This window comes from Dickeya sp. ws52 (assembly GCF_007210685.1).
Lineage (GTDB): Bacteria > Pseudomonadota > Gammaproteobacteria > Enterobacterales > Enterobacteriaceae > Dickeya > Dickeya chrysanthemi.
This window is the reverse complement of sequence record NZ_SZVX01000029.1, coordinates 1-24,743: the sequence shown is the minus strand read 5'-3', so window position 1 is coordinate 24,743 and position 24,743 is coordinate 1. Positions and strand designations below refer to the sequence as shown.

At 54.4% G+C, this 24,743-nt stretch carries 19 protein-coding genes and 1 tRNA gene; 13 read left to right on the top strand and 7 right to left on the bottom strand.

Going from position 1 to position 24,743, the window contains the following annotated elements; genetic code table 11:
* Both FDP13_RS20190 and FDP13_RS20185 read left to right on the top strand, forming a co-directional pair.
* Complete coding sequence (locus FDP13_RS20190; protein ID WP_033576576.1) at positions 1–795, top strand: SDR family oxidoreductase; 795 nt, start codon at positions 1–3, stop codon at positions 793–795.
* Positions 796–806: 11 nt separating this feature from the next.
* A complete protein-coding gene (locus tag FDP13_RS20185; RefSeq protein ID WP_015848432.1) occupies positions 807–1,433 on the top strand; it encodes a tetratricopeptide repeat protein in 627 nt (208 codons plus the stop codon).
* Positions 1,434–1,871: 438 nt separating this feature from the next.
* On the opposite strand, the gene FDP13_RS20180 is transcribed toward FDP13_RS20185, so the two are convergent.
* From FDP13_RS20180 to ligB, 3 genes are all read right to left on the bottom strand, one after another.
* Positions 1,872–1,948 (bottom strand) — tRNA-Pro (locus tag FDP13_RS20180).
* 142 nt (positions 1,949–2,090) lie between these two features.
* Positions 2,091–3,773 carry a kdo(2)-lipid A phosphoethanolamine 7''-transferase gene (gene eptB / locus FDP13_RS20175; RefSeq protein WP_143840272.1) on the bottom strand — a complete coding sequence of 561 codons (1,683 nt, stop codon included), beginning with the start codon at positions 3,771–3,773 and terminating at the stop codon, positions 2,091–2,093.
* Between the two features lie 364 nt (positions 3,774–4,137).
* Positions 4,138–5,820 carry an NAD-dependent DNA ligase LigB gene (gene ligB / locus FDP13_RS20170; protein ID WP_143840271.1) on the bottom strand — a complete coding sequence of 561 codons (1,683 nt, stop codon included), beginning with the start codon at positions 5,818–5,820 and terminating at the stop codon, positions 4,138–4,140.
* A 293-nt stretch (positions 5,821–6,113) separates the two neighbouring features.
* Between ligB and gmk the strand changes: the two genes are divergently transcribed.
* The 7 genes from gmk (at position 6,114) to FDP13_RS20135 (ending at position 15,452) form a co-directional block, all read left to right on the top strand.
* Positions 6,114–6,737 carry a guanylate kinase gene (gmk, locus tag FDP13_RS20165; protein WP_033576573.1) on the top strand — a complete coding sequence of 208 codons (624 nt, stop codon included), beginning with the start codon at positions 6,114–6,116 and terminating at the stop codon, positions 6,735–6,737.
* Between the two features lie 54 nt (positions 6,738–6,791).
* Positions 6,792–7,067, top strand: a complete 276-nt coding sequence (rpoZ, locus tag FDP13_RS20160) for a DNA-directed RNA polymerase subunit omega (protein WP_012886708.1) — start codon at positions 6,792–6,794, stop codon at positions 7,065–7,067.
* A gap of 24 nt (positions 7,068–7,091) precedes the next feature.
* A complete protein-coding gene (gene spoT / locus FDP13_RS20155; RefSeq protein ID WP_143840270.1) occupies positions 7,092–9,194 on the top strand; it encodes a bifunctional GTP diphosphokinase/guanosine-3',5'-bis pyrophosphate 3'-pyrophosphohydrolase in 2,103 nt (700 codons plus the stop codon).
* A 6-nt stretch (positions 9,195–9,200) separates the two neighbouring features.
* Positions 9,201–9,893 carry a tRNA (guanosine(18)-2'-O)-methyltransferase TrmH gene (gene trmH / locus FDP13_RS20150; protein ID WP_027713588.1) on the top strand — a complete coding sequence of 231 codons (693 nt, stop codon included), beginning with the start codon at positions 9,201–9,203 and terminating at the stop codon, positions 9,891–9,893.
* The gene (gene recG / locus FDP13_RS20145) at positions 9,893–11,974 is read left to right on the top strand and encodes an ATP-dependent DNA helicase RecG (RefSeq protein ID WP_143840269.1); all 2,082 of its coding nucleotides are present in this window, start codon (positions 9,893–9,895) and stop codon (positions 11,972–11,974) included. The genes trmH and recG overlap by 1 nt, the downstream gene beginning before the upstream one ends.
* Before the next feature lie 179 nt (positions 11,975–12,153).
* Complete coding sequence (locus FDP13_RS20140) at positions 12,154–13,542, top strand: NCS2 family protein (protein ID WP_027713590.1); 1,389 nt, start codon at positions 12,154–12,156, stop codon at positions 13,540–13,542.
* A gap of 155 nt (positions 13,543–13,697) precedes the next feature.
* Positions 13,698–15,452 carry an AsmA family protein gene (locus tag FDP13_RS20135; protein WP_143840268.1) on the top strand — a complete coding sequence of 585 codons (1,755 nt, stop codon included), beginning with the start codon at positions 13,698–13,700 and terminating at the stop codon, positions 15,450–15,452.
* Between the two features lie 100 nt (positions 15,453–15,552).
* On the opposite strand, the gene fabY is transcribed toward FDP13_RS20135, so the two are convergent.
* The 4 genes from fabY to typA form a co-directional block, all read right to left on the bottom strand.
* Complete coding sequence (fabY, locus tag FDP13_RS20130; protein ID WP_033576569.1) at positions 15,553–16,497, bottom strand: fatty acid biosynthesis protein FabY; 945 nt, start codon at positions 16,495–16,497, stop codon at positions 15,553–15,555.
* 99 nt (positions 16,498–16,596) lie between these two features.
* Positions 16,597–17,034 carry a D-aminoacyl-tRNA deacylase gene (dtd, locus tag FDP13_RS20125; protein ID WP_015848442.1) on the bottom strand — a complete coding sequence of 146 codons (438 nt, stop codon included), beginning with the start codon at positions 17,032–17,034 and terminating at the stop codon, positions 16,597–16,599.
* Between the two features lie 7 nt (positions 17,035–17,041).
* Positions 17,042–17,653 (bottom strand): glucose-1-phosphatase, encoded by a 612-nt coding sequence (yihX, locus tag FDP13_RS20120; RefSeq protein ID WP_015848443.1) that lies wholly within the window; start codon positions 17,651–17,653, stop codon positions 17,042–17,044.
* A gap of 220 nt (positions 17,654–17,873) precedes the next feature.
* The gene (gene typA, locus FDP13_RS20115) at positions 17,874–19,697 is read right to left on the bottom strand and encodes a ribosome-dependent GTPase TypA (RefSeq protein ID WP_015848444.1); all 1,824 of its coding nucleotides are present in this window, start codon (positions 19,695–19,697) and stop codon (positions 17,874–17,876) included.
* A 374-nt stretch (positions 19,698–20,071) separates the two neighbouring features.
* On the opposite strand from typA, the gene glnA reads away from it, so the two are divergent.
* The 4 genes from glnA to FDP13_RS20095 all read left to right on the top strand — a co-directional run bounded on the left by glnA (position 20,072) and on the right by FDP13_RS20095 (position 24,550).
* Positions 20,072–21,481 carry a glutamate--ammonia ligase gene (gene glnA / locus FDP13_RS20110; RefSeq protein ID WP_015848445.1) on the top strand — a complete coding sequence of 470 codons (1,410 nt, stop codon included), beginning with the start codon at positions 20,072–20,074 and terminating at the stop codon, positions 21,479–21,481.
* Between the two features lie 205 nt (positions 21,482–21,686).
* The gene (gene glnL / locus FDP13_RS20105) at positions 21,687–22,736 is read left to right on the top strand and encodes a nitrogen regulation protein NR(II) (RefSeq protein WP_013315734.1); all 1,050 of its coding nucleotides are present in this window, start codon (positions 21,687–21,689) and stop codon (positions 22,734–22,736) included.
* Positions 22,737–22,744: 8 nt separating this feature from the next.
* Positions 22,745–24,157 (top strand): nitrogen regulation protein NR(I), encoded by a 1,413-nt coding sequence (gene glnG, locus FDP13_RS20100; RefSeq protein ID WP_015848447.1) that lies wholly within the window; start codon positions 22,745–22,747, stop codon positions 24,155–24,157.
* Positions 24,158–24,427: 270 nt separating this feature from the next.
* Positions 24,428–24,550, top strand: a complete 123-nt coding sequence (locus FDP13_RS20095; protein WP_015848448.1) for a YshB family small membrane protein — start codon at positions 24,428–24,430, stop codon at positions 24,548–24,550.
* The last annotated feature ends 193 nt before the right edge of the window (positions 24,551–24,743 follow it).

Sequence of the window (24,743 nt, the reverse complement as noted above, 5' to 3'; positions counted from 1 at the left end):
ATGAAACTCGACAACAAACGTATTCTACTGACCGGCGCCAGCAGCAACCTGGGCCAGGAACTGGCGCTGGCGCTGGCCGCCAAAGGCGCCAGGCTGTATTTGGTCGGCCGTAACGAACAGGCATTGCTGGCGTTACAGCGCAGGCTGCCTGACGCCGGTCATCACAATATCTTGCTGGCTGATCTCTGTAACGAACAGGATCGCAACGCGCTGGCGGAGTGTTTTCCGGAGAACGTCAGGCTGGACGTGCTGATTAATAATGCAGGCACATCAACATTCAGCTTATTTAACGAGCAAAGCCACGACACCATTCGCCAGCAGTTAATGCTCAATACCGAAGCGCCGATCCTACTGACGCACGCGATGCTCGAGTGCCTCAATACACCCGGCATCATTATGAACATTGGCTCCACGCTGGATAGCATCGGCTACCCAGGGTACAGCGTATATTGCGCCAGTAAATTTGCCTTGCGTGGATTTAGTGAAGCGCTGCACCGCGAATTGTCATCTAAAAAAGTTAAAGTGTTGCACCTGGCGCCAAGGTTTGTGGATACCCAGGACAATCAGCCCGCCGTCAGCGGCCTGAATCAGGAATTGGGTTACCACAGTGACAGCCCCATCCTGGTAGCCGAGCGTATCGTGAGCGCACTGGAGCGTGAAACCGTGCGCCAGTGGCTGGGATGGCCTGAAAAAGTGTTTGTTGCGCTAAATGCATTGGTGCCCACCGTGGTGGATAACGCCATCCGGCGCCAGTTAGCCGTTATCCAGCGTTATATAACATCGCAAAAAAAATAGGAAAATCAGGCATGACTCTGCGATCAATGGTGCTACTGCTCGGCGGATTACTGGCGGCCGACATGGTCTATGCCAGCGACATGTCGATGGATATCCATCGGCAATGGTCGGTCTGCCAGTACAAAACGCCGGCGAGTCAGAAAGAAGCCTGCTTCGCCGCGCTGAGCCAGCAAGCGCAGGAACTGGCGGAAAACCACCCCACACGGGCGGATTATCTGATCTGGTCCGCCATGGTGGAGAGTAGCTGGGCGGGCGTTAAAGACGGCATGGAAGCGCTCAATCTGGCCGGGCAGGCCAAAAATTTGCTGGAAAAAGCCATCGTGCTTGACCCGCAGGCCTTGAACGGCGCGGCTTACACTATTCTCGGCGTGCTTTACTATCAGGTGCCGGGCTGGCCGCTGGGGTTTGGTGATGACAAAAAAGCAGAGCGCTATCTCAAAACCGCATTGAAAATCAGTCCCGCCAGCATTGACGCCAATTTCTTCTACGGCGACTTTCTGCTGAAAACAGGGCGCAAAAGTGAGGCCAGACAATACCTGACTACCGCGCTGGCAACCACGCCGCGCCCAGGGCGTGAAATTGCCGACCAGGGCCGACGCGCAGAGGCCGAAAAAGCGCTGGCTCAATTGAGGCAGTGACGCTATTTCGCCACGTCCGTGATTTCACGCTTGCCGCCAACGCCCATACCGCCATTGCATTTCCCCGTGCCGTTTTTTTCACCTTTTATTCATTCATCAAGATTAAAACGCCTAATGCTTTTACAACAAAACAGGTTTTCCTACCCGTTCTATGTAAAAAAAGGTAAAAGACAGCCAAAACCTGCCATAGCGGATAAAAAATAAAATTTAAACAAACAATTAAACAACCAACCTCGGCAAATACTCGCCTAAAAATGAGAAGGATTACGTTTAATCATCAGGGGAAATAACATCTGGAGCCGAATTTAGAAGGGACAGACCTGAAAACGGAGAGGTAAGGTTAAAAAATCACCACCACAAACAGTAGAAACAAAAAAACTCGCTATCTGAAAGATGCGAGTTTCATGTTAACGGCAATCGGGCATTACCGTTTAAAAATGGTCGGTGAGAGAGGATTCGAACCTCCGACCCCTTCGTCCCGAACGAAGTGCGCTACCAGGCTGCGCCACTCACCGAATGCGGGGCGCATATTACTGCGCCCCTATCATAGCGTCAATCCCTTTTTCATAAAAGCCAACAGGTTGACGACAAAGTGTCCGACACGGCGGTAAAGCACCGCCCAGCCAGCCTAAACGCCCGTTACGCCGCTACACAGCGCTAGCCGCGATCCGGCGCATCACACCAGTTATTTTTTGTCTGAATGCCCCCATCCGGCGAGGTATACCCCAGGCAACCCAGCATGGAATCGAAAATCTCCTCATGCCGCAGCACCTTACCTTGCTGTTGTTGCACCCGCAGCCGCTCAAACGCTTGTTGATTACGCGGCTGCGCCAGATATTTGTCCGAAGCCCATAGCATAACCGGCGAACGGAACTGCTCCGGCGGCGCCAGTTGGCGCGGTGTACCGTGCAAATGGTAGTTATCGTCAATCGATTCACCGTGATCGGAGGAATACACCAGCAACGCCTTTTTATCACGCAGTTGATCAATCACCCGTTTGATGAAGGCATCGGTATACAACACGCTGTTATCGAAGGCGTTAATCAACTGCTCGCGGGAACAGGAAGCATCCACCCCCATGCACTCCGGCTGATAACGGGCATAGCTGCGCGGATAACGCATTGAATACAGATAATGGGAACCTTTGGTGTGCAGCACCACCAGGTGCTTACCATTAGGATAACGCGCCAGCGACTGCGACATTTCATCAACCAATAGCATGTCGTCCACCGCTTTCCCTTCATTGCGCTTTTCCGAGGCAATCATTTCACGAAAGGCGTAATTGTCGGCCTGAATGTTGTTATAGAACCAGACTTCGCTCTGCATCGCGAACAGTTCGGATGAGAACCCCAGCGACTTCATGACGGCAAAGATATTCTGTTCCCGTAGCGTACGTTGCGGATTATCGGACGTCCCACCTTCGCGCACAAACATACAACGCATCGACAATTTGGTGGAGGTATCGCAAGACTGGCCGCGAAACGCCAGCAAATTCGGTTCTTTCGCCAGTTGCGGCGTAGTATTGCGCTCGTAGCCCAGCAGCCCGAGGTGATCCCAGCGGGTGGTTTCACCAATGATGAACACCACGTAAGTGTCGTCGATGCCCGTCGGCGCCTGATAAGTAAATTGCTCGCTGGGATCGAAGAGATCGCCATCATCCTGATTTTCGTCATAGCGGGCATAGGCAAACAAACCTAATGCAGACAACCAGTTGGCGGGTAAATAAGAATGGGCGACCACCCCGCCATAACTGGGTAAATCCTGGTTGGAGAGTTTCTCTGCCGAGGTGTTCATCTGATCCAGGTAGCGCAGCGGCAACCAGACCAATGCGGCTGACACCGCCAGACCCAGCAGCGCAACATAGCGACGTCGCTGAATACGTAATTGTTCAATCAGCGTTTGCTGCAGGCGGTTTTTCCAGATGATAAATATCGGTGGAATACTGAACGCCGCCACCCACAGCACAAAAGACAGCCCAACCACCTCTTTGGATAAATCAATATCCGTGGTCATTACCGCTGCAATAATGCCGTAACCAATCACAACATTAAAAAAAGTCATGTAGTAGCTGGCGGCCACTGAAATCAATACCAATAGCGACGCCACTACACGAAAAAAACGACGCCCGCCGAGCGACAGAAGCCGCATCAAGAAAAAGGTAAACAGAATACAAGCCATCGACTCCACCAGCAGAGGAATATATCTGGCGATCGGGCTTTCAGTAAAAAACGGGAATGCATCGACCCGCCGATAAAAAATCGGCAGATTCAAAAACAGGCCAATATAAATTGCCAGCAACCAAGACAATCCAGATTGAGATAATGCCAGCAGAAATCTCATTACAGGCTATGCTCCAGAGGTAAAATATCCTGTAAACAGACTGACGATCTTTTCGAAAGTTCATACACCATCAGCGCACTCCGTTTTTTCTTATGTCACATCTCGCTTTCCCTGAAAAAAATTTACATAAATAGTTAAATATCTTTTAAGCGATTTATTTATCCCTGCAATCAATGCGTGAATAGCACAAAAAAATAAGACAGACGCCACTCCTGGATTCCATTTTTCCCATTAATATCGACGAATTGGTTTTTCATGTTATTTCTATTTTTATGTTGGCTATTCCGGCTATTTCCCATTCAATTCATCACTCTGGTTATTATCTGAAGATCGCCATTATTTTCTGCCGGCGTAATTATTCTCATCATGATTTCACGCCTTGTTCATTGAGCCATGCCAGTTGGCGGACAATTTCCGGGTGATGCAGAAAATCCCGAATGCGTTGTGCTCGCCGAGCGCCGATACCGGAAAACTGCTGCCACTCCACGATTGAGCGTTGCTGCAACTGTTCGAGCGAGGCCCCCTCCAACGCATACCGGGCGCTGGAGGGCACGGGTAATCCTAATGCCAGCAGCCAGCGCCGCAATGGCTGGCGGCGCGCCTGCTGTAACTGGCGATAAATCCGCGCCGCCTGTTGTTCGTTGAAATCACCGGCCGCCGCCAACTGAGCGGGCTCCAGCGCCAGCCAGGACACCACGTCGGCCAGCGTGCCGCGCTGCACCAGGCGCCGCCAGGTCGCTTCGCTGATGCCGCTGAGCGACAACCCGTTGCGACCGCTCATCCATACCAGCCGAGCCAGAAACTGCGGCTGGCACTCCCGACTCCATTGCAAACAACTGAAAACATCAAAAGGCGATACAGCCGGAACGGTTATCGACTCTCGCACCGCTGCGCGCCATACCACTGCGTCAAGCCGGGGAATCCCCAACCCCGCCAGACTGATGCTGACCCGATCCCCCGGTAAAACATCCCATTGTCGCCAGCGACCAACCGAGCCGAGATTGACCCGACTCACGCTCTTGTCATCCAGCATGACCGATTGCAGTTGCAGTACCACAGTCATTCTGCCGGTACGTCCTATTTCAACATCAACGCCGGTGACCTCCGTCACCTGATTCATCAACGGGTATTTCCAGGCCACGGCCCATTCCGCCGGGGTATCCTGCCAGTAACGACCGGCCGGCTCCTTCGCCTGGCGTAACACGACGCCATCGGTTACAAACGGCAGCGGCGCACGATACCAGCGCTCACGCCACTGTGCCGCCGCCTCCAGAGAGGAAATGGCTTGTGTGTAATCTGCGGTCAGCCCAAACCCCATCTCCCGTAATTTCGCCAGCCGCGTCGGCATGTCTGCCAGGCCGTCCGGCCAGGCCCAGATAAATACGCCAAGGCGGGACAACAGCGGCGACGGCTGCTTTCGCCGCATTTCACCCGCCACCTGCGCCCGCGCATTGATGCCGCCGGACACGTACTGCCGGTGTTCCGTTACCGGCAAATACAACTCACCCTGAAAAATCTGGCGGCCGGACATGCCGGAGAGCGCCTGCGGCACCGCGTTAATCTGGCGTACCTTATCGGTCCAGTCTTCGCCCTGACGCCCATTGCCGCGACTGACGGCACTCACCAGTTTCCCTTGTTCGTAGACCAGCGTCACCGCTACGCCATCGATCTTGGGTTGTACCCATAAGCCATCATGCCGAGCCACCCACTGTTTCAACTCGGTTGGTTCAGACAGTTTTTTCAGGCCGGTATGCACCACCGGATGTGATTGCTTACCTGTTGACGACAGGCGTATTGCAAAACGTTCGGTATCCGACTGAAAACAGCGTTGCCAGGTGGCCAGCGTTTGACGCAACTGGTCATAAATCTGATCGTCTACCGGACTCCGGCCCTGCTCGTAATACGCATTGTCCCACTGCGTGAGTTGTTGCCCCAGTTGGGCTACCTCCCGTTCAGCGCGCGCCGACGACCATGCCGGACAAGGCGTCGCGTTGGCAAAACCGCTCACTAAAAACCACACTGCCGCCAGCGCGTATTGATATCGCATCGCTTTTCCTCCCTGAGCGAAAACCCAGGCATTACTCCGCAGGCAGTCAGAAAATACGAGTCCCAAAACCAGGGAATGCGACGCAGGCCGCACGGCATCGCACCGGTTGCTGCAATCGAAATAAAATCAGGAAGACGGTTTGCAAATGAGAAAGATGCAGAGTGACAGATAACAGGCAGGGCGTCAGGCTGTGTTTCACCACGCGACGGCCCACACGGCGGCGTGTATAATGCGGAAAAATGCGCGACTGACTGCATCTCTCCTTTCATCTTTGATCAGACACAGAATTCACTATGGCTCAAGGTACGTTGTACATTGTTTCCGCACCCAGCGGTGCCGGGAAATCCAGCTTGATTCAGGCGTTGCTGAAAACACAGCCGCTGTATGACACTCAGGTTTCCATTTCACACACCACCCGCGCCATGCGCCCAGGCGAAGTTCACGGCGAGCACTACTTCTTCGTGCCGGTAGATGAATTCAGAAAAATGATCGAAGAGGACGATTTTCTGGAATACGCCGAAGTTTTCGGCAATTATTACGGTACGTCCCGCGCGGCTATCGAGCAGGTGTTATCTACCGGCGTCGATGTGTTTCTGGATATCGACTGGCAGGGCGCTCGCCAGATTCGCGAACGTATGCCGCAAGCCCGCAGCATTTTTATCCTGCCTCCTTCACAAGAAGAACTGGGGCGTCGCCTGCGCGGTCGCGGTCAGGATAGTGAAGAAGTCATCGCCCGCCGGATGAAACAGGCGGTGGCGGAAATGAGTCATTACGCCGAATACGATTATCTGATTGTGAACGATGATTTCGATCTGGCGTTGTCCGATCTGAAAACCATCATTCGCGCCGAGCGTCTTCGCCTGAGCCGTCAGAAAGTCCGACATGACGCTTTAATCACCAAACTATTGGCAGACTGACGGCACTTTCAGTATGATGCCCAGTCATTTTATTTCCCCACTGGAGTACACACTATGGCACGCGTAACTGTTCAGGACGCTGTAGAAAAAATTGGTAACCGTTTTGACCTGGTGTTGGTCGCCGCCCGTCGCGCCCGTCAGATCCAGGTGGGTGGCAAAGATCCGCTGGTTCCGGAAGAGAACGACAAATACACGGTTATCGCACTGCGCGAAATTGAAGAAGGTCTGATCAACGGCCAGATTCTGGACACCCGTGAGCGTCAGGAACAGCAGGAACAGGAAGCTGCAGAAATTCAGGCAGTTACCGCTATCGCTGAAGGTCGTCGTTAATTCGAATTCGGTCGTGAGTCGCCCTTGTATCTGTTCGAAAGCCTCAATCTGCTGATTCAGCGTTATCTGCCGGAAGACCAGATAAAGCGCCTCAAGCAGGCTTATCTTGTTGCTCGTGATGCTCACGAGGGCCAGACTCGCTCCAGCGGCGAGCCTTACATCACCCATCCTGTGGCGGTGGCTTGCATTCTTGCTGAAATGCGTCTCGACTACGAAACGCTGATGGCCGCCTTGCTGCACGATGTGATTGAAGATACGCCCGCCACCTACCAGGATATGGAACAGCTGTTCGGCAAAAGCGTGGCTGAACTGGTGGAAGGCGTCTCCAAGCTGGATAAGCTGAAATTCCGCGATAAGAAAGAGGCTCAGGCGGAAAACTTCCGCAAAATGATCATGGCGATGGTGCAGGATATCCGCGTCATTCTGATCAAACTCGCTGACCGCACCCACAATATGCGAACGCTAGGTTCGTTGCGCCCGGATAAACGCCGGCGCATCGCCCGGGAAACGCTGGAAATCTACAGCCCGCTCGCACACCGTCTCGGTATTCATCATCTGAAAACCGAACTGGAAGAGCTGGGTTTTGAAGCGCTCTACCCCAACCGCTATCGGGTCATCAAAGAGGTGGTGAAAGCCGCCCGCGGCAACCGCAAGGAGATGATTCAAAAGATCCTCTCCGAAATTGAAGGTCGCCTGAAAGAGGCGGGAATCAGTTGTCGCGTCAGCGGTCGCGAAAAGCATCTGTACTCTATTTACTGCAAGATGCACCTGAAAGAGCAGCGCTTTCACTCGATTATGGATATTTATGCCTTTCGGGTGATCGTGCGGGAAGTGGATACCTGCTACCGCGTGCTCGGGCAGGTACACAGCTTGTACAAACCGCGCCCCGGCCGGGTGAAGGACTATATCGCCATCCCCAAGGCCAACGGCTATCAGTCGCTCCATACTTCTCTTATCGGTCCGCACGGTGTGCCGGTGGAAGTTCAGATCCGTACCGAGGATATGGACCAGATGGCGGAAATGGGGGTCGCGGCGCATTGGGCCTATAAAGAAGGCGAAAGCAGTAGTACGACGGCGCAGGTACGTGCCCAACGCTGGATGCAAAGCCTGCTGGAGCTACAGCAGAGCGCTGGTAGTTCGTTCGAATTCATCGAAAGCGTTAAATCCGACTTGTTTCCGGATGAAATTTACGTGTTCACGCCGGAAGGCCGTATCGTCGAGCTGCCCGCCGGCGCGACTCCGGTGGACTTTGCTTATGCGGTACATACCGATATCGGCCACGCCTGTGTCGGCGCCCGCGTCGATCGCCAGCCGTATCCGCTGTCGCAAGCCCTTTCCAGCGGGCAGACTATCGAAATTATCACCGCGCCGGGCGCCCGTCCGAACGCCGCCTGGCTCAACTTCGTCGTCAGCTCCAAAGCACGTGCAAAAATTCGCCAAATGCTGAAAAACCTCAAGCGTGACGATTCCGTCAGCCTGGGGCGCCGCCTGATCAACCACGCATTAGGTAGCGGCCGTAAATTGTCTGATATTCCGGAGCAAAATATTCAGCGGGAGCTGGAGCGTATGAAGCTCGCCTCGCTGGACGATCTGTTGGCGGAGATTGGTCTGGGTAACGCTATGAGCGTGGTGGTCGCGCGCAATTTGCTGGAAGAACATACGGAATCCGGTACGGCAGGTATCCGCAAGTTGCCTATCAAGGGTGCCGACGGCGTATTGATCACGTTCGCCAAATGTTGTCGCCCAATCCCCGGCGACCCAATCATCGCGCATGTCAGCCCCGGTAAAGGGCTGGTGATTCATCATGAGTCATGCCGCAACATTCGTGGCTACCAGAAAGAGCCGGAAAAATTCATGGCGGTAGAGTGGGATGAAGTGACCGAGCAAGAGTTCATGACGGAAATCAAGGTCGACATGTTCAACCATCAGGGAGCACTGGCTAACCTGACGGCGGCGATCAGCTCATCGAACTCGAATATCCAGAGTATCAACACCGAAGAACGGGATGGCCGGGTGTACAGCGCCTTTATTCGCCTCACCACGCGCGACCGTATCCATCTTGCGAATATTATGCGCAAGATCCGCGTGATGCCGGACGTGATTAAAGTCAACCGTAACCGAAATTAGCCTGTTATGACCCCAGAACGTTATACACGTATCCGCGAGATGCTCAACAACCGTCAGCCTGATCTGACCGTGTGCATGGAGCAGGTGCATAAACCTCACAACGTATCTGCCGTTATCCGTACGGCCGATGCGGTTGGCGTACATCAGGTACATGCAGTATGGCCGACAAGCCGTATGAAAACCCTGGTGTCTACCGCCGCAGGCAGCAATAGCTGGGTACAAGTAAAAACCCACCGCACCATTCAGGACGCCGTCGGCCATCTTAAAATGCAGGGAATGCAAATTCTGGCGACCAACCTGTCTGCCGGCGCGGTCGACTTCCGTGATGTGGATTACACTCGGCCTACCTGCATCCTGCTCGGGCAGGAAAAAACCGGTATCTCCGCCGATGCGCTGGCGCTTGCCGATCAAGACATCATCATTCCGATGATCGGTATGGTGCAATCGTTGAACGTTTCAGTGGCCTCCGCATTGATTTTGTACGAAGCGCAGCGTCAACGCCAGTTGGCCGGAATGTACCGCCGCGAAGACAGCCCTCTGGATGAAGAAGAGCAGCAGCGCCTGATGTTCGAAGGGGGTTACCCAGTGCTGGCGCGCGTCGCCAAACGCAAAGGACTACCTCGCCCACACATTGACCAGACTGGTCAGGTGATTGCCGACGCACCCTGGTGGGCGGCGATGCAATCCACGGAGCAATAATGGATAGCCGCCTGCTGCATACCCAGCCGTTGAGCACCCTTGCCGGCGTCGGGGCCAGCCAGGCGGAAAAACTGGCCCGTCTCGGTCTGGAGACAGTGCAGGATCTATTATTGCACTTGCCATTACGCTACGAAGACCGTACCCACCTTTACCTGATTAACGACCTACTGCCAGGCATGTACGCCACCGTTGAAGGCGAAGTACTACGCAGCGACATCACCTTTGGCAAACGCCGGATGCTGACCTGCCAAATCAGCGACGGCAGCGGCATACTCACGCTACGCTTCTTTAATTTTAACGCCGCGATGAAAAATAGCCTGTCGCCGGGTCAGCGGGTGCTGGCATACGGAGAAATACGGCGCGGTAAGTTGGGCGGCGAAATGATCCATCCGGAATACCGGGTACAAGGCGAAAGCACAACTGTCGAGCTGCAGGAAACCCTGACGCCGGTCTACCCCACGACCGAGGGGGTACGACAGGCAACGCTGCGTAAACTGACCGATCAGGCGCTGGAACTGCTGGATACCCAGCCGATTGACGAACTGCTGCCCCAGGAAATGCGCCACGGGCTGATTAGCCTGCCGGACGCGTTGCGCACTCTGCACCGCCCGCCGCCGGATGTGAAACTGGCTGAACTGGAGCAAGGGAAACATCCGGCGCAGCAACGTTTGGTCATGGAAGAACTGCTGGCGCACCATCTGAGTATGCTGGCGGTACGTGCTGGCGCGCAACGCCACCAGGCGCTGGCGCTTGATGCCAAAGACAGCCTGAAACAGCAATTGCTGGCCGCGCTGCCGTTCAGCCCTACCGGCGCGCAGCAGCGGGTGGTGGCGGAAATCGAACAGGATATGAACAAGCCATTTCCGATGATGCGTTTGGTTCAAGGCGATGTCGGTTCCGGTAAAACACTGGTAGCCGCTCTGGCGGCATTACGGGCCATCGCTCACGGCAAACAGGTAGCGCTGATGGCGCCTACCGAACTACTGGCTGAGCAACATGCGGCCAACTTCCGCCGCTGGTTCGAGCCGCTGGGTATCGAAGTAGGCTGGCTGGCCGGCAAACAAAAGGGCAAGGCGCGGCAAGCCCAGCAAGAGGCCATCGCCAGCGGACAGGTTTCTATGGTGATCGGCACCCATGCTATTTTTCAGCAACAGGTACAGTTCAGCGGTCTGGCGTTGGTGATTATCGACGAACAACACCGTTTTGGCGTGCATCAGCGGCTGGCGTTGTGGGAAAAAGGCGAAGAACAGGGCTTTCACCCTCATCAATTAATCATGACCGCTACCCCGATCCCCCGTACGCTGGCGATGACCGCTTATGCCGATCTCGACACTTCGGTTATCGATGAACTGCCGCCGGGCCGTACGCCGGTTACGACGGTCGCGATTGCGGATACCCGGCGCGATGACATCATCCAGCGGGTGCACAATGCCTGTCTGCAGGAAGGGCGGCAGGCGTACTGGGTCTGCACCCTGATAGAAGAATCTGAACTGCTGGAAGCGCAGGCGGCCGAAGCCACTTACCAGGAACTGAAAGCGGCGTTACCCGAGCTTGCTGTCGGCCTGGTGCATGGGCGAATGAAAGCACAGGAAAAGCAGGCAGTTATGGAGGCATTCAAAACCAATCAGCTGCATCTGCTGGTCGCCACCACGGTGATTGAAGTCGGCGTGGATGTGCCGAACGCCAGCCTGATGATCATCGAAAACCCGGAACGACTGGGGCTGGCACAGTTGCATCAATTGCGCGGCCGCGTTGGTCGCGGTGCAGTCGCTTCCCACTGCGTGTTGCTGTACAAATCACCTTTGAGTAAAACAGCGCAAATGCGGCTTCAAGTCCTGCGTGATAGCAACGACGGTTTCGTTATCGCCCAGCGCGACCTGGAAATCCGGGGGCCAGGTGAATTGCTCGGCACCCGTCAAACCGGTAACGCCGCCTTCAAAGTGGCCGATTTACTGCGCGATCAAGCATTAATTCCACAGGTTCAACGGGTATCGCGCCATATCCATGAACACTACCCGGAACAGGCCAGAGCGTTGATCGAACGCTGGCTGCCGGAACGTACCCGTTATACCAACGCCTGAGAATGACTCGCGCGTCTTGTTTTCTTCCGTTCTCGTTCCCTTTTGCCTGCCTGTAAAGTCGGTCCGGCATACATCTCATACCTATTCCGGGCGATAAGTAAATCCCATCCCGCAATCGATTGCTTTTACAGTGCAGATGATTAAAATGCGTTTTTTGCCGTTCAGGAGCGCCTACAATCATGAGTCTTTCCACCACCGAGTTACCTCAGGCCGATGCCGCCAAACCGGCGCATAGCGAACTGATTTACCGCCTGGAGGACCGGCCTCCTTTACCGCAAACCCTGTTTGCCGCCTGCCAACACCTGTTGGCGATGTTTGTTGCGGTCATCACTCCGGCGCTGCTGATTTGTCAGGCGCTGGGTCTGCCTGCGCAGGATACGCAACACATCATCAGTATGTCGCTGTTCGCTTCCGGTCTGGCTTCTATTCTGCAAATCAAAACCTGGGGACCCGTCGGCTCCGGCCTGCTGTCTATTCAGGGTACTAGCTTCAACTTTGTTACCCCGTTGATCATGGGTGGCATGGCGCTGAAAAACGGCGGTGCGGATGTGCCGACGATGATGGCGGCGTTATTCGGCACGCTGATGGTCGCCTCCTGCACCGAAATTCTGCTGTCGCGTGTTTTGCACCTGGCGCGCCGCATTATTACGCCGCTGGTTTCCGGTATCGTCGTCATGATCATCGGCCTGTCGCTGATTCAGGTTGGCCTGACATCAATCGGCGGCGGTTTTGCCGCCATGAGTAACCATACTTTTGGCGCGCCGAAGAACCTGCTGCTGGCGGCCGTCGTACTGGTCGTCATCATCATTCTGAACCGCCAGCGCAACCCTTACCTGCGCGTCGCATCGCTGGTCATCGCCATGGCTATCGGTTATCTGGCCGCCTGGATGATGGGTATGCTGCCGGAAAGCACCGGCACATCCAATCAGTCGCTGATTAACGTGCCTACCCCGTTGTACTATGGCCTTGGCTTTGACTGGAATCTGTTGATTCCGCTGATGCTGGTATTCATGGTGACCTCGCTGGAAACCATCGGTGATATCACCGCCACTTCCGACGTCTCCGAGCAGCCGGTCAGCGGCCCGCTCTACATGAAACGCCTGAAGGGCGGGGTACTGGCGAATGGCCTGAATTCTTGCTTGTCCGCCGTGTTCAATACCTTCCCCAACTCCTGCTTTGGGCAAAATAATGGCGTGATTCAACTGACCGGCGTTGCCAGCCGCTATGTGGGTTTCGTGGTGGCATTGATGCTGATCGTACTGGGCCTGTTCCCGGCGGTGAGCGGTTTTGTGCAACATATTCCAGAGCCCGTGTTGGGTGGAGCGACTATCGTGATGTTCGGCACCATTGCCGCTTCTGGGGTCCGTATCGTCTCCCGCGAGCCGCTTAATCGCCGGGCCATTATGATTATCGCGCTGTCGCTGGCCGTCGGTCTGGGTGTCTCCCAGCAACCGCTGATTTTGCAGTTCGCGCCAGACTGGTTGAAAACGCTGTTGTCGTCGGGCATTGCTGCGGGCGGTATCACAGCAATCGTGTTGAATCTGGTCTTTCCTCACGAAAAAGAGTAAGCCGGGCTTCCAGAAATTTTTTGTCTTACGTGATAATAAGGGCCGATGGTGTAACATCGGCCCTTATTTATCGTCTGTAATAAGTTACCTATTGAGACGACAGGATAATTACGGCATAACACCATCATCCCTTGTGACTGGCGCGGACCTAAGCAATGAAACTTATCGGGAAACTTCTTCTCACACTGCTGTTACTGGCGCTGCTGGCTGTCGTGGTGCTGTATGTACTGGCCCAGACGGAATGGGGCGCCAAGCATATCAGTCAATGGGTTAACCAACGAACCGAGTACCAGACGTCATTTAGAAAAATGGCGCATGACTGGTCGTCCCCTGGTAGCATTCAATTACTGGATGTCAGTTTTGGCCATAAAAATCAACCCATTACACTGGTTGCGCAGCGTATCGCAGTGGGGTTTAGCGTACGTCAGATTACGGATCCGCGTCATTTTTCCAGCCTGACGTTGGAAGGCGGCACCCTCAATCTGGGTCAGACGGATTTTACCTTGCCGATTGAAGCGGATGTTCTGCAACTGAAAACCATGGCGCTGCAGGCACAAGACGGCGACTGGCGATTGAAGGGCGAACAGGTAACCGGCGGTATTACGCCCTGGCAGCCAGAGCCTGGCGCTCTGCTGGGTAAGAAAGCCGCTTTCCAGCTCAGCGCAAACGCGTTGTTGCTCAATGACCTGCCGGCAAGCAAAGTCTTGGTGCAAGGGCAGTTCAATAACCAACAACTGACGCTGGAGAATTTCGGCGCCGATGTGGCGCGGGGCGAACTGACGGGCAATGCCTCCCGGGCGGCGGATGGCAGTTGGTTGGTGAATAATCTGCGGTTGAGCAATGTTCGGTTGCAGACTCGAGCATCAATGGCAGATTTCTGGCAACCGGTGACTCGCCTGCCAGCAGTAACCGTCAATCGCTTTGACCTGATCGATGCCCGTATCGAAGGGCAAAATTGGGCCTTCACTGATTTGGACGTTACCCTGCAAAACGTGACGTTTCGGCAAAATGACTGGCAAAGCGACGACGGCTCGCTGTCATTCAATGCCACCGATATCGTCAACGGCAACATGCATCTGGTCGACCCGATCGTCAGTCTGGATTTGTCGAAACAGGGCGTGAATATCAAACAGTTTTCTACCCGCTGGGAAGGCGGTCTGTTGCGTACCAGCGGTAGCTGGCTGCGCAGCAACCAGCGACTAACGCTGGACGAATTAGTCGTAGCAGGCATGGAATACACTCTGCCGGCAGACTGGCGTCAACGTTGGCAACAAACGCTGCCCGACTGGCTGGCAGAGGTGGAGCTGCGGAAATTCAGCGCAAACCACAACCTGCTTATCGATATCAACCCGGATTTTCCCTTCCAGCTTACCGCGTTGGACGGTTTCGGTAACAATCTATTGCTGGCGCGCAACCACCAGTGGGGAGTATGGCAAGGCGCACTTAACCTGAACGCCAGCGACGCCACCTTCAATAAAGTCGATATTCGTCGCCCATCATTGGCGTTAAACGCCAATGACAACCAAATCTCGCTGACGGATTTGAGCGCATTTACTCAAAGTGGCCTGCTGGAAGCCAGGGCGGTCATTGTGCAGCAGCCTGCCCGAACTTTCACACTGGACCTGACCGGCAAAGCCGTGGCGTTCGATGTTCTGACCCGCTGGGGTTGGCCGGTCCCAGCCACAGCGCCCACCGGCAACACCAACCTGCAGTTACACCTGAACGGCCGGCTGGAAGCGGCAAGCCCGCTGAAACCGACACTCAACGGTACGTTGCAAGGCATCGATAGCGCCGGGCACACCATCAGCCAGACCATGCATCAGGGAACGGTGGCGGAGAGTACGCCCGCGGCAGCCCCCACGCCCACAGTACCTGCGACACCGCCGTCTGCGCCGGTTGAACAACCTTAAGCACAAAAACAATCACCACCTCCCAAGGAGGTGGTTTAAAGCTGACAATAAACAGCCACCGTCATGGTGGCTGTTGCATATTTATACCCGGTTTTCAGAGTTAGCGAATCGCGGAACCACCTTGCTCCAGCAATTCTTCATTCTGATCTGGCGGCAGCACAATGTAGATGCCTTCAAATACCGCGCCTTTTTTATCATTGCCAAACAGCTCCACCTGTAACTGTACCCGTGCTTTGCGTCCACGCGCCAGCCGGTCCAGATCACCGCTCAGCGATCCTAAATCCGCCACTGCACTGGGGCGCCCGGTTACCGGCGTGCTATAGCGAATATGCGCATCCGCCAGAATAATGGTGCCGCCCAGTTGCCGTTCACGCAGCAGCAACCAGATAAGCCCCCACCCGGTAAGCGTCGCCAGCGAAAACATACTGCCGGCAAACAGCGTATGGTGCGGATTCTGGTTCCCCGTTTCCGGCATGGTGGTAATAAACTTCTGCCCGGTGTACTGACTGATGCGTACCCCCATCTTTTCACTCAACGGGATATGGTTGTACCACGCTTGCTGTAACTGACCACACCAGTCCGGACGATGCAGAATATCATCCAGCGTGGCCACCGGCTTAATCATCAAAAAGTGACGCACCGGCGTCGTCATCGGCGTGGTAATTTCCCCCTGATTCACAAAACCAAGACGGGAGAAAAACGCCATCGCATCCTCACGGGCGCTACATACCACCCGCTTTACGCCTTCCTGACGCGCCACCGATTCCAGCGCCATTGCCATCAGCGTACCAAGCCCTTTGCGCTGAACATCAGGATGGACGGCCAGAAAACGTATCGATGCTTCATTGTCGGCATTGATTGAGAGACGGCCAACCGCCACCAAATTACCTTGCCCATCAACGATGGTTTGATGGTGAGCCAGCGCATCATAGGCATCACGCTCGGAGCCTAGCGGCTGATGCAGCGGTTTACGCAACATTTCCCAGCGGAACTGGTAATAAGCATCCAGCTCTTCAGCGCTTTCCGGTACTCTCAGGTAGTACATAACCGCCCCTCTCAACGCATACTTATTATTACAGCTTAACGTCAGCTTACATCCGCAACCAGACTATACCTACCGTTAGGGCTATACCTACCGCCAAGACTATACCTGCAGCCAAAAAGTGACGGGCCCATCGTTCACCAGAGAGACCTGCATATTCGCTGCAAAACGGCCGGTTTCCGTCGTCAGGCCATGCTCGCGACACTGACCAACAAAATACTGATACAACCGATCGGCTTCTGCCGGGGCGGCACCACGGGAAAAACTGGGGCGCATACCCTTTTGCGTATCCGCCGCCAGCGTAAACTGCGACACCACCAGCAAACTACCGCCGACTTGCTGTACGTTCAGGTTCATCTTGTCGTTATCATCGCCAAAAATCCGATAGCCGATCACCTTTTCACATAATCGGGTCGCTTTTTGTTCGTCATCGCCTTGCTCTACACCCAGCAACACCAACAATCCACGGTTAATCTCTCCAACACTCTTCCCTTCCACCGCAACACTAGCGGAAGATACTCGCTGAATTAATGCGATCATAACGACCTTACGACTCCTGCTTGAAAACCTGGCTGGCAAAAAAATCCGGCACGACCTGCCGATCGCTCACTAAAATAGAGCGGATGCCTAACGCGTTAGCCGCATCCACATTCGCGGCGTTGTCATCAAAAAAGACCGCGTCACTGGCATCAACACCCTCTTCGCGCAAAACATGATGGTAAATCGCCGCTTCCGGTTTACGCAGGCCAATATCCTGCGACAGATAAAGCCGGTCGGCGGCTTGCTGTACTTCGGGGTATTCATCCGGCCAGAACTGACAATGCAAGCGATTGGTATTGGAGAGTATTACCACGCGATGCCCTTCCTGCCGTAAACGATGCATGATCTCGATCACATCTTTGCGTACACCAATGAAAATGGCCTGCCAACCGGTCGAAAACTGCTCAAAGCTGAGCGAAATCCCCAGTTCATGGCACAACCGCGATGCAAACTCTTCATCGCTGATTTCACCGCGCTCATGCAGCGCAACGGTATGCCCCAACTCAAAGCGCTTACGCAGGGCCGCCAGCGGTGCGCCGCTCAGATTGCTCCACACCCCCAGTACACGATTGAAATCGATATCGATTACGACGTTACCTAAATCAAAGATATACAGCATGTGTCCTCCAGACTAACCAGTAGGTTTTCACTGTAGCGAGAAAAGTCCGTGCTGAACAGGAAGGATAAGCAGGATCATAATAAGGTCAAAAATAGTGCAAATTTAGGTGAAGGCAGGAAACGGAAGTCCGAAAAAAACAAAGGCCCCAAATTGGGGCCTTATTACAAGGCGGCTTCGGCACTCTGCCTCACCCGCCTGAAATATCACTAAAAATAACGAATTACTCGTCCTTGGCGGAACGGTTCGCACGACGACGATCGTTTTCCGTCAGATGACGTTTACGCAGACGAATAGAAGTCGGCGTTACTTCAACCAGTTCGTCGTCATCGATGAACTCCAGCGCCTGCTCCAGCGACATTTTCACCGGCGGCACCAGCACGGTAGCTTCGTCGGTACCGGAAGCACGCATGTTGGTCAGCTTCTTACCAGTCAGGCAGTTAACCGTCAGGTCGTTGGAACGGGTATGAATACCGATGACCTGGCCTTCGTACACTTCAGCGCCGTGGCCCAGGAACAGCTTACCGCGATCCTGCAGGCTGAACAGCGCATAAGCAACCGCTTTACCCTGACCGTTGGAGATCAGTACGCCATTCTGACGCTGGCCGATTTCACCCGGACGAATGTCATCGTAGTGACTGAAAGTGGAGTACAGCAGACCAGTACCGGAGGTCATGGTCATGAATTCGGTACGGAAGCCGATCAGACCACGGCTCGGGATCACGTAATCCAGACGTACGCGACCTTTGCCGTCCGGGATCATGTCGCGCATTTCGCCTTTGCGCAGACCCAGCGCTTCCATCACCGAGCCCTGATGCTGCTCTTCGATATCCACGGTTACCTGTTCGAACGGTTCCTGACGGCGGCCGTCGATGGTACGGAAGATAACTTTCGGGCGGGACACCGCCAGTTCGAAACCTTCACGACGCATGTTCTCGATCAGAACGGACAGGTGCAGCTCACCACGGCCAGATACGCGGAACGCATCCGGATCTTCCGTTTCTTCTACACGCAGCGCCACGTTGTGCACCAGCTCTTTACGCAGACGGTCCAGAATCTGGCGTGACGTGACGTATTTGCCTTCCTTGCCGCAGAACGGCGAGGTGTTAACGCAGAAATACATGGTCACGGTCGGTTCGTCCACCGACAAGGCCGGCAGCGCTTCCACGCAGGACGTATCGCAGATAGTGTCGGAAATGTTCAGTTCGCCCAGGCCGGTGATGGCGATGATGTCGCCTGCTTCCGCCAGCGAGCTTTCAATACGTTGCAGACCCAGATGGCCCAGAACCTGGCTCACTTTGCCGTTACGTACCTTACCTTCGCTATCGATGATGCTGACCTGCTGGTTCGGTTTCACCACACCGCGCTTGATACGGCCGATGCCGATAACGCCGACGTAGTTGTTATAGTCCAACTGAGAGATCTGCATCTGGAACGGGCCGTTGAGGTCGACCTTCGGTGCTTCAACGTGTTTTACGATGGCTTCAAACAGCGGAGTCATATCTTCCGCCATATCGTTATGGTCCAGACCGGCAATACCGTTCAACGCGGACGCATAAACAATCGGGAAATCCAACTGCTCGTCGGTAGCGCCCAGGTTTACAAACAGGTCAAACACCTGATCGACCACCCAGTCAGGACGTGCGCCGGGGCGGTCAACTTTATTAATGACAACAATCGGCTTCAGGCCATAGGCAAAAGCTTTCTGAGTCACGAAACGCGTCTGCGGCATCGGGCCGTCCATCGCGTCTACCAGCAGCAGTACAGAGTCCACCATGGACATCACGCGCTCTACCTCGCCGCCGAAGTCGGCGTGCCCCGGGGTATCCACGATATTGATGCGGTAGTCGTTCCAGTTGATGGCGGTGTTTTTGGCGAGGATGGTAATTCCACGCTCTTTTTCCAAATCATTGGAGTCCATAACACGTTCGGTGGCTTCATTACGTTCACCCAACGTACCGGACTGTTGCAGCAACTTATCAACCAGGGTAGTTTTTCCATGGTCAACGTGCGCAATAATAGCGATGTTACGCAAATTTTCGATCACAGCTTTGCCTCAGGCATTTTAGAAATAGCGCGCTATTGTACACGTATTAATCGAGCGACTGAACAAGATCACAATCATCTTCCACAAACAACCTGCTAATAACGGGTCTGTGATCCCTTTCACGGTGCAATAAAGCAGCACCTCACAAACAACAAGCACCAATTAAGTGCAATAACACCAAAATGGTGCACACAATTGGTGCAGATAACTATCTTGGTGCAGTGCATCAGGACACAAAAAACCAGCAGGAATGCCGTTTAGAACTATTCTTAAAAGTTGGCACAGTTTTAGCTATATGTTTTGTACGGTAACAACATCATTCCACAACGATATTCGTTCCACGACGATAAATGACACAATCGGGAGAACCAAGTATGTCAGTAGAACACGTTTTGACGATGCTGAACGAGCATGAGGTGAAGTTTGTTGATCTTCGCTTCACGGATACCAAAGGCAAAGAACAGCACGTCACCATTCCAGCCCACCAGGTGAATGCTGACTTCTTCGAAGACGGTAAAATGTTTGATGGTTCCTCGATTGGCGGCTGGAAAGGCATCAACGAATCCGACATGGTGTTAATGCCGGACGCGACTACTGCGGTTATGGATCCGTTCTTCGAAGAACCGACCCTGATCATCCGTTGTGACATTCTGGAACCGGGCACCATGCAGGGTTATGACCGTGACCCGCGCTCCATCGCTAAACGCGCTGAAGACTTCCTGCGCTCTTCCGGCATCGCCGATACCGTACTGTTCGGGCCGGAGCCGGAATTCTTCCTGTTTGACGACGTGCGTTTCGGCAGCAGCATCTCCGGTTCCCACGTTGCTATCGACGACATCGAAGGCGCCTGGAACTCCAGCACCAAATACGAAGACGGCAACAAAGGCCACCGTCCGGCTGTGAAAGGCGGTTACTTCCCGGTTCCGCCGGTAGACTCTGCGCAGGACCTGCGTTCCGCCATGTGTCTGACCATGGAGCAGATGGGCCTGGTAGTTGAAGCTCATCACCACGAAGTAGCGACCGCTGGTCAGAACGAAGTGGCTACCCGCTTCAACACCATGACCAAGAAAGCCGACGAAATCCAGATCTACAAATACGTCGTACACAACGTGGCACACGCCTTCGGCAAAACCGCAACCTTCATGCCGAAACCGATGTTCGGCGATAACGGTTCCGGTATGCACTGCCACATGTCTCTGGCTAAAGACGGTACTAACCTGTTCTCCGGCGACAAATACGGCGGCCTGTCTGAAACCGCGCTGTACTACATCGGCGGTGTAATCAAACACGCTAAAGCCATCAACGCGCTGTCCAACCCGACTACCAACTCTTACAAGCGTCTGGTCCCGGGTTACGAAGCGCCGGTTATGCTGGCCTACTCAGCCCGTAACCGTTCTGCCTCCATCCGTATTCCGGTGGTATCGAGCCCGAAAGCACGTCGTATCGAAGTGCGCTTCCCGGACCCGGCTGCTAACCCGTACCTGTGCTTCGCTGCACTGCTGATGGCTGGCCTGGACGGCATCATCAACAAGATCCACCCGGGCGATGCCATGGACAAGAACCTGTACGATCTGCCGCCGGAAGAAGCGAAAGAGATCCCGACCGTAGCCGGCTCTCTGGAAGAAGCGCTGAACGCCCTGAATGCAGACCGCGAGTTCCTGACCCGCGGCGGCGTATTCACCGACGACGCGATCGATGCTTACATCGAACTGCGTATCGCTGAAAACGACCGTGTTCGCATGACGCCGCACCCGGTTGAGTTCGAACTGTACTACAGCGTGTAATACCCCACGCCTGAACGGCAGGATGATGAAAATGATGTTCATACTGCCGTTTGATAGCTGTTTTTTATTTATGTTTATTTTTGTTGCCGTGGAAACTTTTCAGCCCATCTTCGGATGGGCTTTTTTCTCCACAATAGATTTTACAGTTGCGACTTAAACTACAATCCAGAATAGTGTGCACTAAAATGGTGCGGGAGTCTGCGTTATGGCAACAGGCACGCTGCCCGATGCTGGGCAGATCCTCAATTCTTTAATAAACAGCATCTTATTGCTAGACAAAGATCTGGCTATTCACTATTCCAACCCGGCGGCGCAGCAACTCCTGGCCCAAAGCTCACGCAAATTGTCTGGAACGCCACTGCCGGAGTTACTCGGTTACTTTTCATTGAACCTCGACCTGATGCGCGAAAGTCTTGACTCAGGGCAAGGCTTTACCGATAACGAGGTCACCCTCGTGGTGGATGGCCGGGCGCACATTATGTCGCTGACGGCACAGCGTATTCAGCACGACTTTATCCTGCTGGAAATGGCGCCGATGGATAACCAGCGCCGTCTCAGTCAAGAACAGCTACAACATGCCCAGCAACAGGCGGCCCGCGATTTGGTGCGCGGTCTGGCGCATGAAATCAAGAACCCGCTCGGCGGCCTGCGCGGTGCGGCACAGCTCCTGTCAAAAGCCCTGCCGGACCCGGCGCTGATGGAATACACCAAAGTCATTATCGAACAGGCCGACCGCCTGCGTAATCTGGTAGACCGGTTGCTGGGACCACAGCAACCTGGCCTACACGTCACGCAAAGCATTCATCAGGTGGCTGAACGGGTATTCCAACTGGTGTCGATGGAAAAAGCAGATAACGTGACGCTGGTGCGTGATTACGACCCCAGCCTGCCGGAATTGATGCACGACCCGGATCAGATTGAACAAGTGCTGCTCAATATCACCCGCAATGCCATGCAGGCTCTGGGTGAGGAAGGCGGCACCATTACCATCCGCACCCGTACCGCGTTTCAGTTGACGCTACATGGCGTGCGTTACCGTCTGGTGGCCCGTATCGATATTGAAGACGACGGCCCCGGCGTGCCGGCGCATCTGCAGGATACGTTGTTCTACCCGATGGTAAGCGGTCGTGAAGGCGGTACCGGGCTGGGCTTATCGATTGCCCGCAACCTTATCGATCAACATTCCGGAAAAATTGAATTTAACAGTTGGCCAGGTCATACCGAATTCTCGGTGTATCTGCCCATTCGCCAGTGAGGTTCACGATGCAACGAGGGATAGTCTGGATTGTCGATGACGATAGCTCCATCCGTTGGGTGCTTGAACGTGCGCTTACCGGGGCGGGATTAACCTGTGCAACCTTTGATAACGGTACTCAGGCATTAAACGCGCTGACCACGCAAACACCGGATGTCCTGCTGTCGGATATCCGTATGCCCGGTATGGACGGGCTGGCATTGCTGCAACAAATCAAACAGCGCCACCCGATGCTGCCCGTTATCATCATGACCGCCCATTCCGATTTGGACGCAGCAGTCAGCGCTTACCAGCAAGGGGCTTTCGATTATCTGCCTAAACCGTTCGATATCGACGAAGCGGTAGCGCTGGTTGAACGCGCCATCAGCCATTACATGGAACAACAGCAGCCGGTTCGCAGCCAGCCCATCAGCGGGCCGACCACCGACATCATCGGTGAAGCGCCGGCTATGCAGGATGTATTCCGGATTATCGGCCGCCTTTCCCGCTCATCGATCAGTGTATTGATCAACGGCGAATCCGGCACCGGTAAAGAACTGGTCGCCCATGCGCTGCACCGCCACAGCCCACGTGCTAAAGCGCCTTTTATCGCATTGAATATGGCGGCAATCCCCAAGGATCTGATCGAATCAGAACTGTTCGGCCATGAAAAAGGCGCCTTTACCGGCGCCAATCAAATTCGGCAGGGGCGTTTTGAGCAGGCTGACGGCGGGACGCTGTTTCTTGATGAAATCGGCGATATGCCGCTGGATGTTCAAACCCGCCTGCTGCGCGTACTGGCCGACGGCCAGTTTTATCGTGTCGGCGGCTATGCGGCCGTGAAGGTGGATGTGCGCATTATCGCCGCTACACATCAGAACCTGGAATTACGGGTTCAGGAAGGTAAATTCCGTGAAGACTTGTTCCATCGTCTGAACGTGATTCGTGTTCATTTGCCGCCATTACGCGAACGTCGGGAAGATATTCCACGTCTGGCGCGCTACTTCCTACAGGCGACCGCCAAAGAGCTGGGTGTGGAGCCGAAAAACTTACACCCGGAAACCGAGGCGGCACTCACCCGCTTACCCTGGCCGGGCAACGTGCGCCAGCTTGAAAACACCTGCCGATGGCTGACGGTGATGGCGGCGGGACAGGAAGTGCTGATTCAGGATCTGCCGCCGGAGCTGTTTGAAACCACGGCGCCAGACGCTACTGTGCACGTCATGCCCGACAGTTGGGCTACGCTGCTGGCGCAATGGGCTGACCGCGCGCTGCGTTCCGGTCATCAAAACCTGTTGGCGGAAGCACAACCGGAAATGGAACGTACATTGCTGACAACCGCATTACGTCATACACAAGGGCACAAACAGGAAGCAGCAAGACTACTCGGCTGGGGACGAAATACCCTGACGCGTAAACTCAAGGAACTGGGCATGGAATAACGCTCGTCGGGCGTTTTTTCATTACCAGCCACTCCCTAATAATGGCGAATTTAGCCTGCAATATAGCTGGAAAAATTCGCCGCTTCCCCCTAAAAACTCGCGTTGGTTTGCGCGTTGAGCTCCGCTTGCTACAACCTAAAAAGGAGACGACAGCGGATAGTTCACGCCATAAAATCATGCCGCCTCGATTTGCCATATAACGAATATATTTTGTACTTTACTTGCGCCGTGCCAGCAGTATGATCACGTCGCTGACTGGAGAGGGTAATCATGCTGGAATCCATTTTTTCTGCCGTGACGCACGGCGCTGAAATCAGCAGTGCGATGGGTCATTCATCGCAAACTGCGATTGCAGCCGTGTTATGTGCGGCGCTGATCAATTTCTTCAGCTAAATCACGCTGACATATACCCGAAAGATTCGAATTGCAGGACAACATGTTCGTGTTGAACAACGTACTGCAGTTGGAAGTATGAAGGGGATAAATAAGAAAAGAGCCGGTCGTTATGATAACACCGATCGGTTAAGCAAATGATCGGTTGAACGATCCAGTGGGTAGACGACAATAGCCTCATCATTTTTTGATG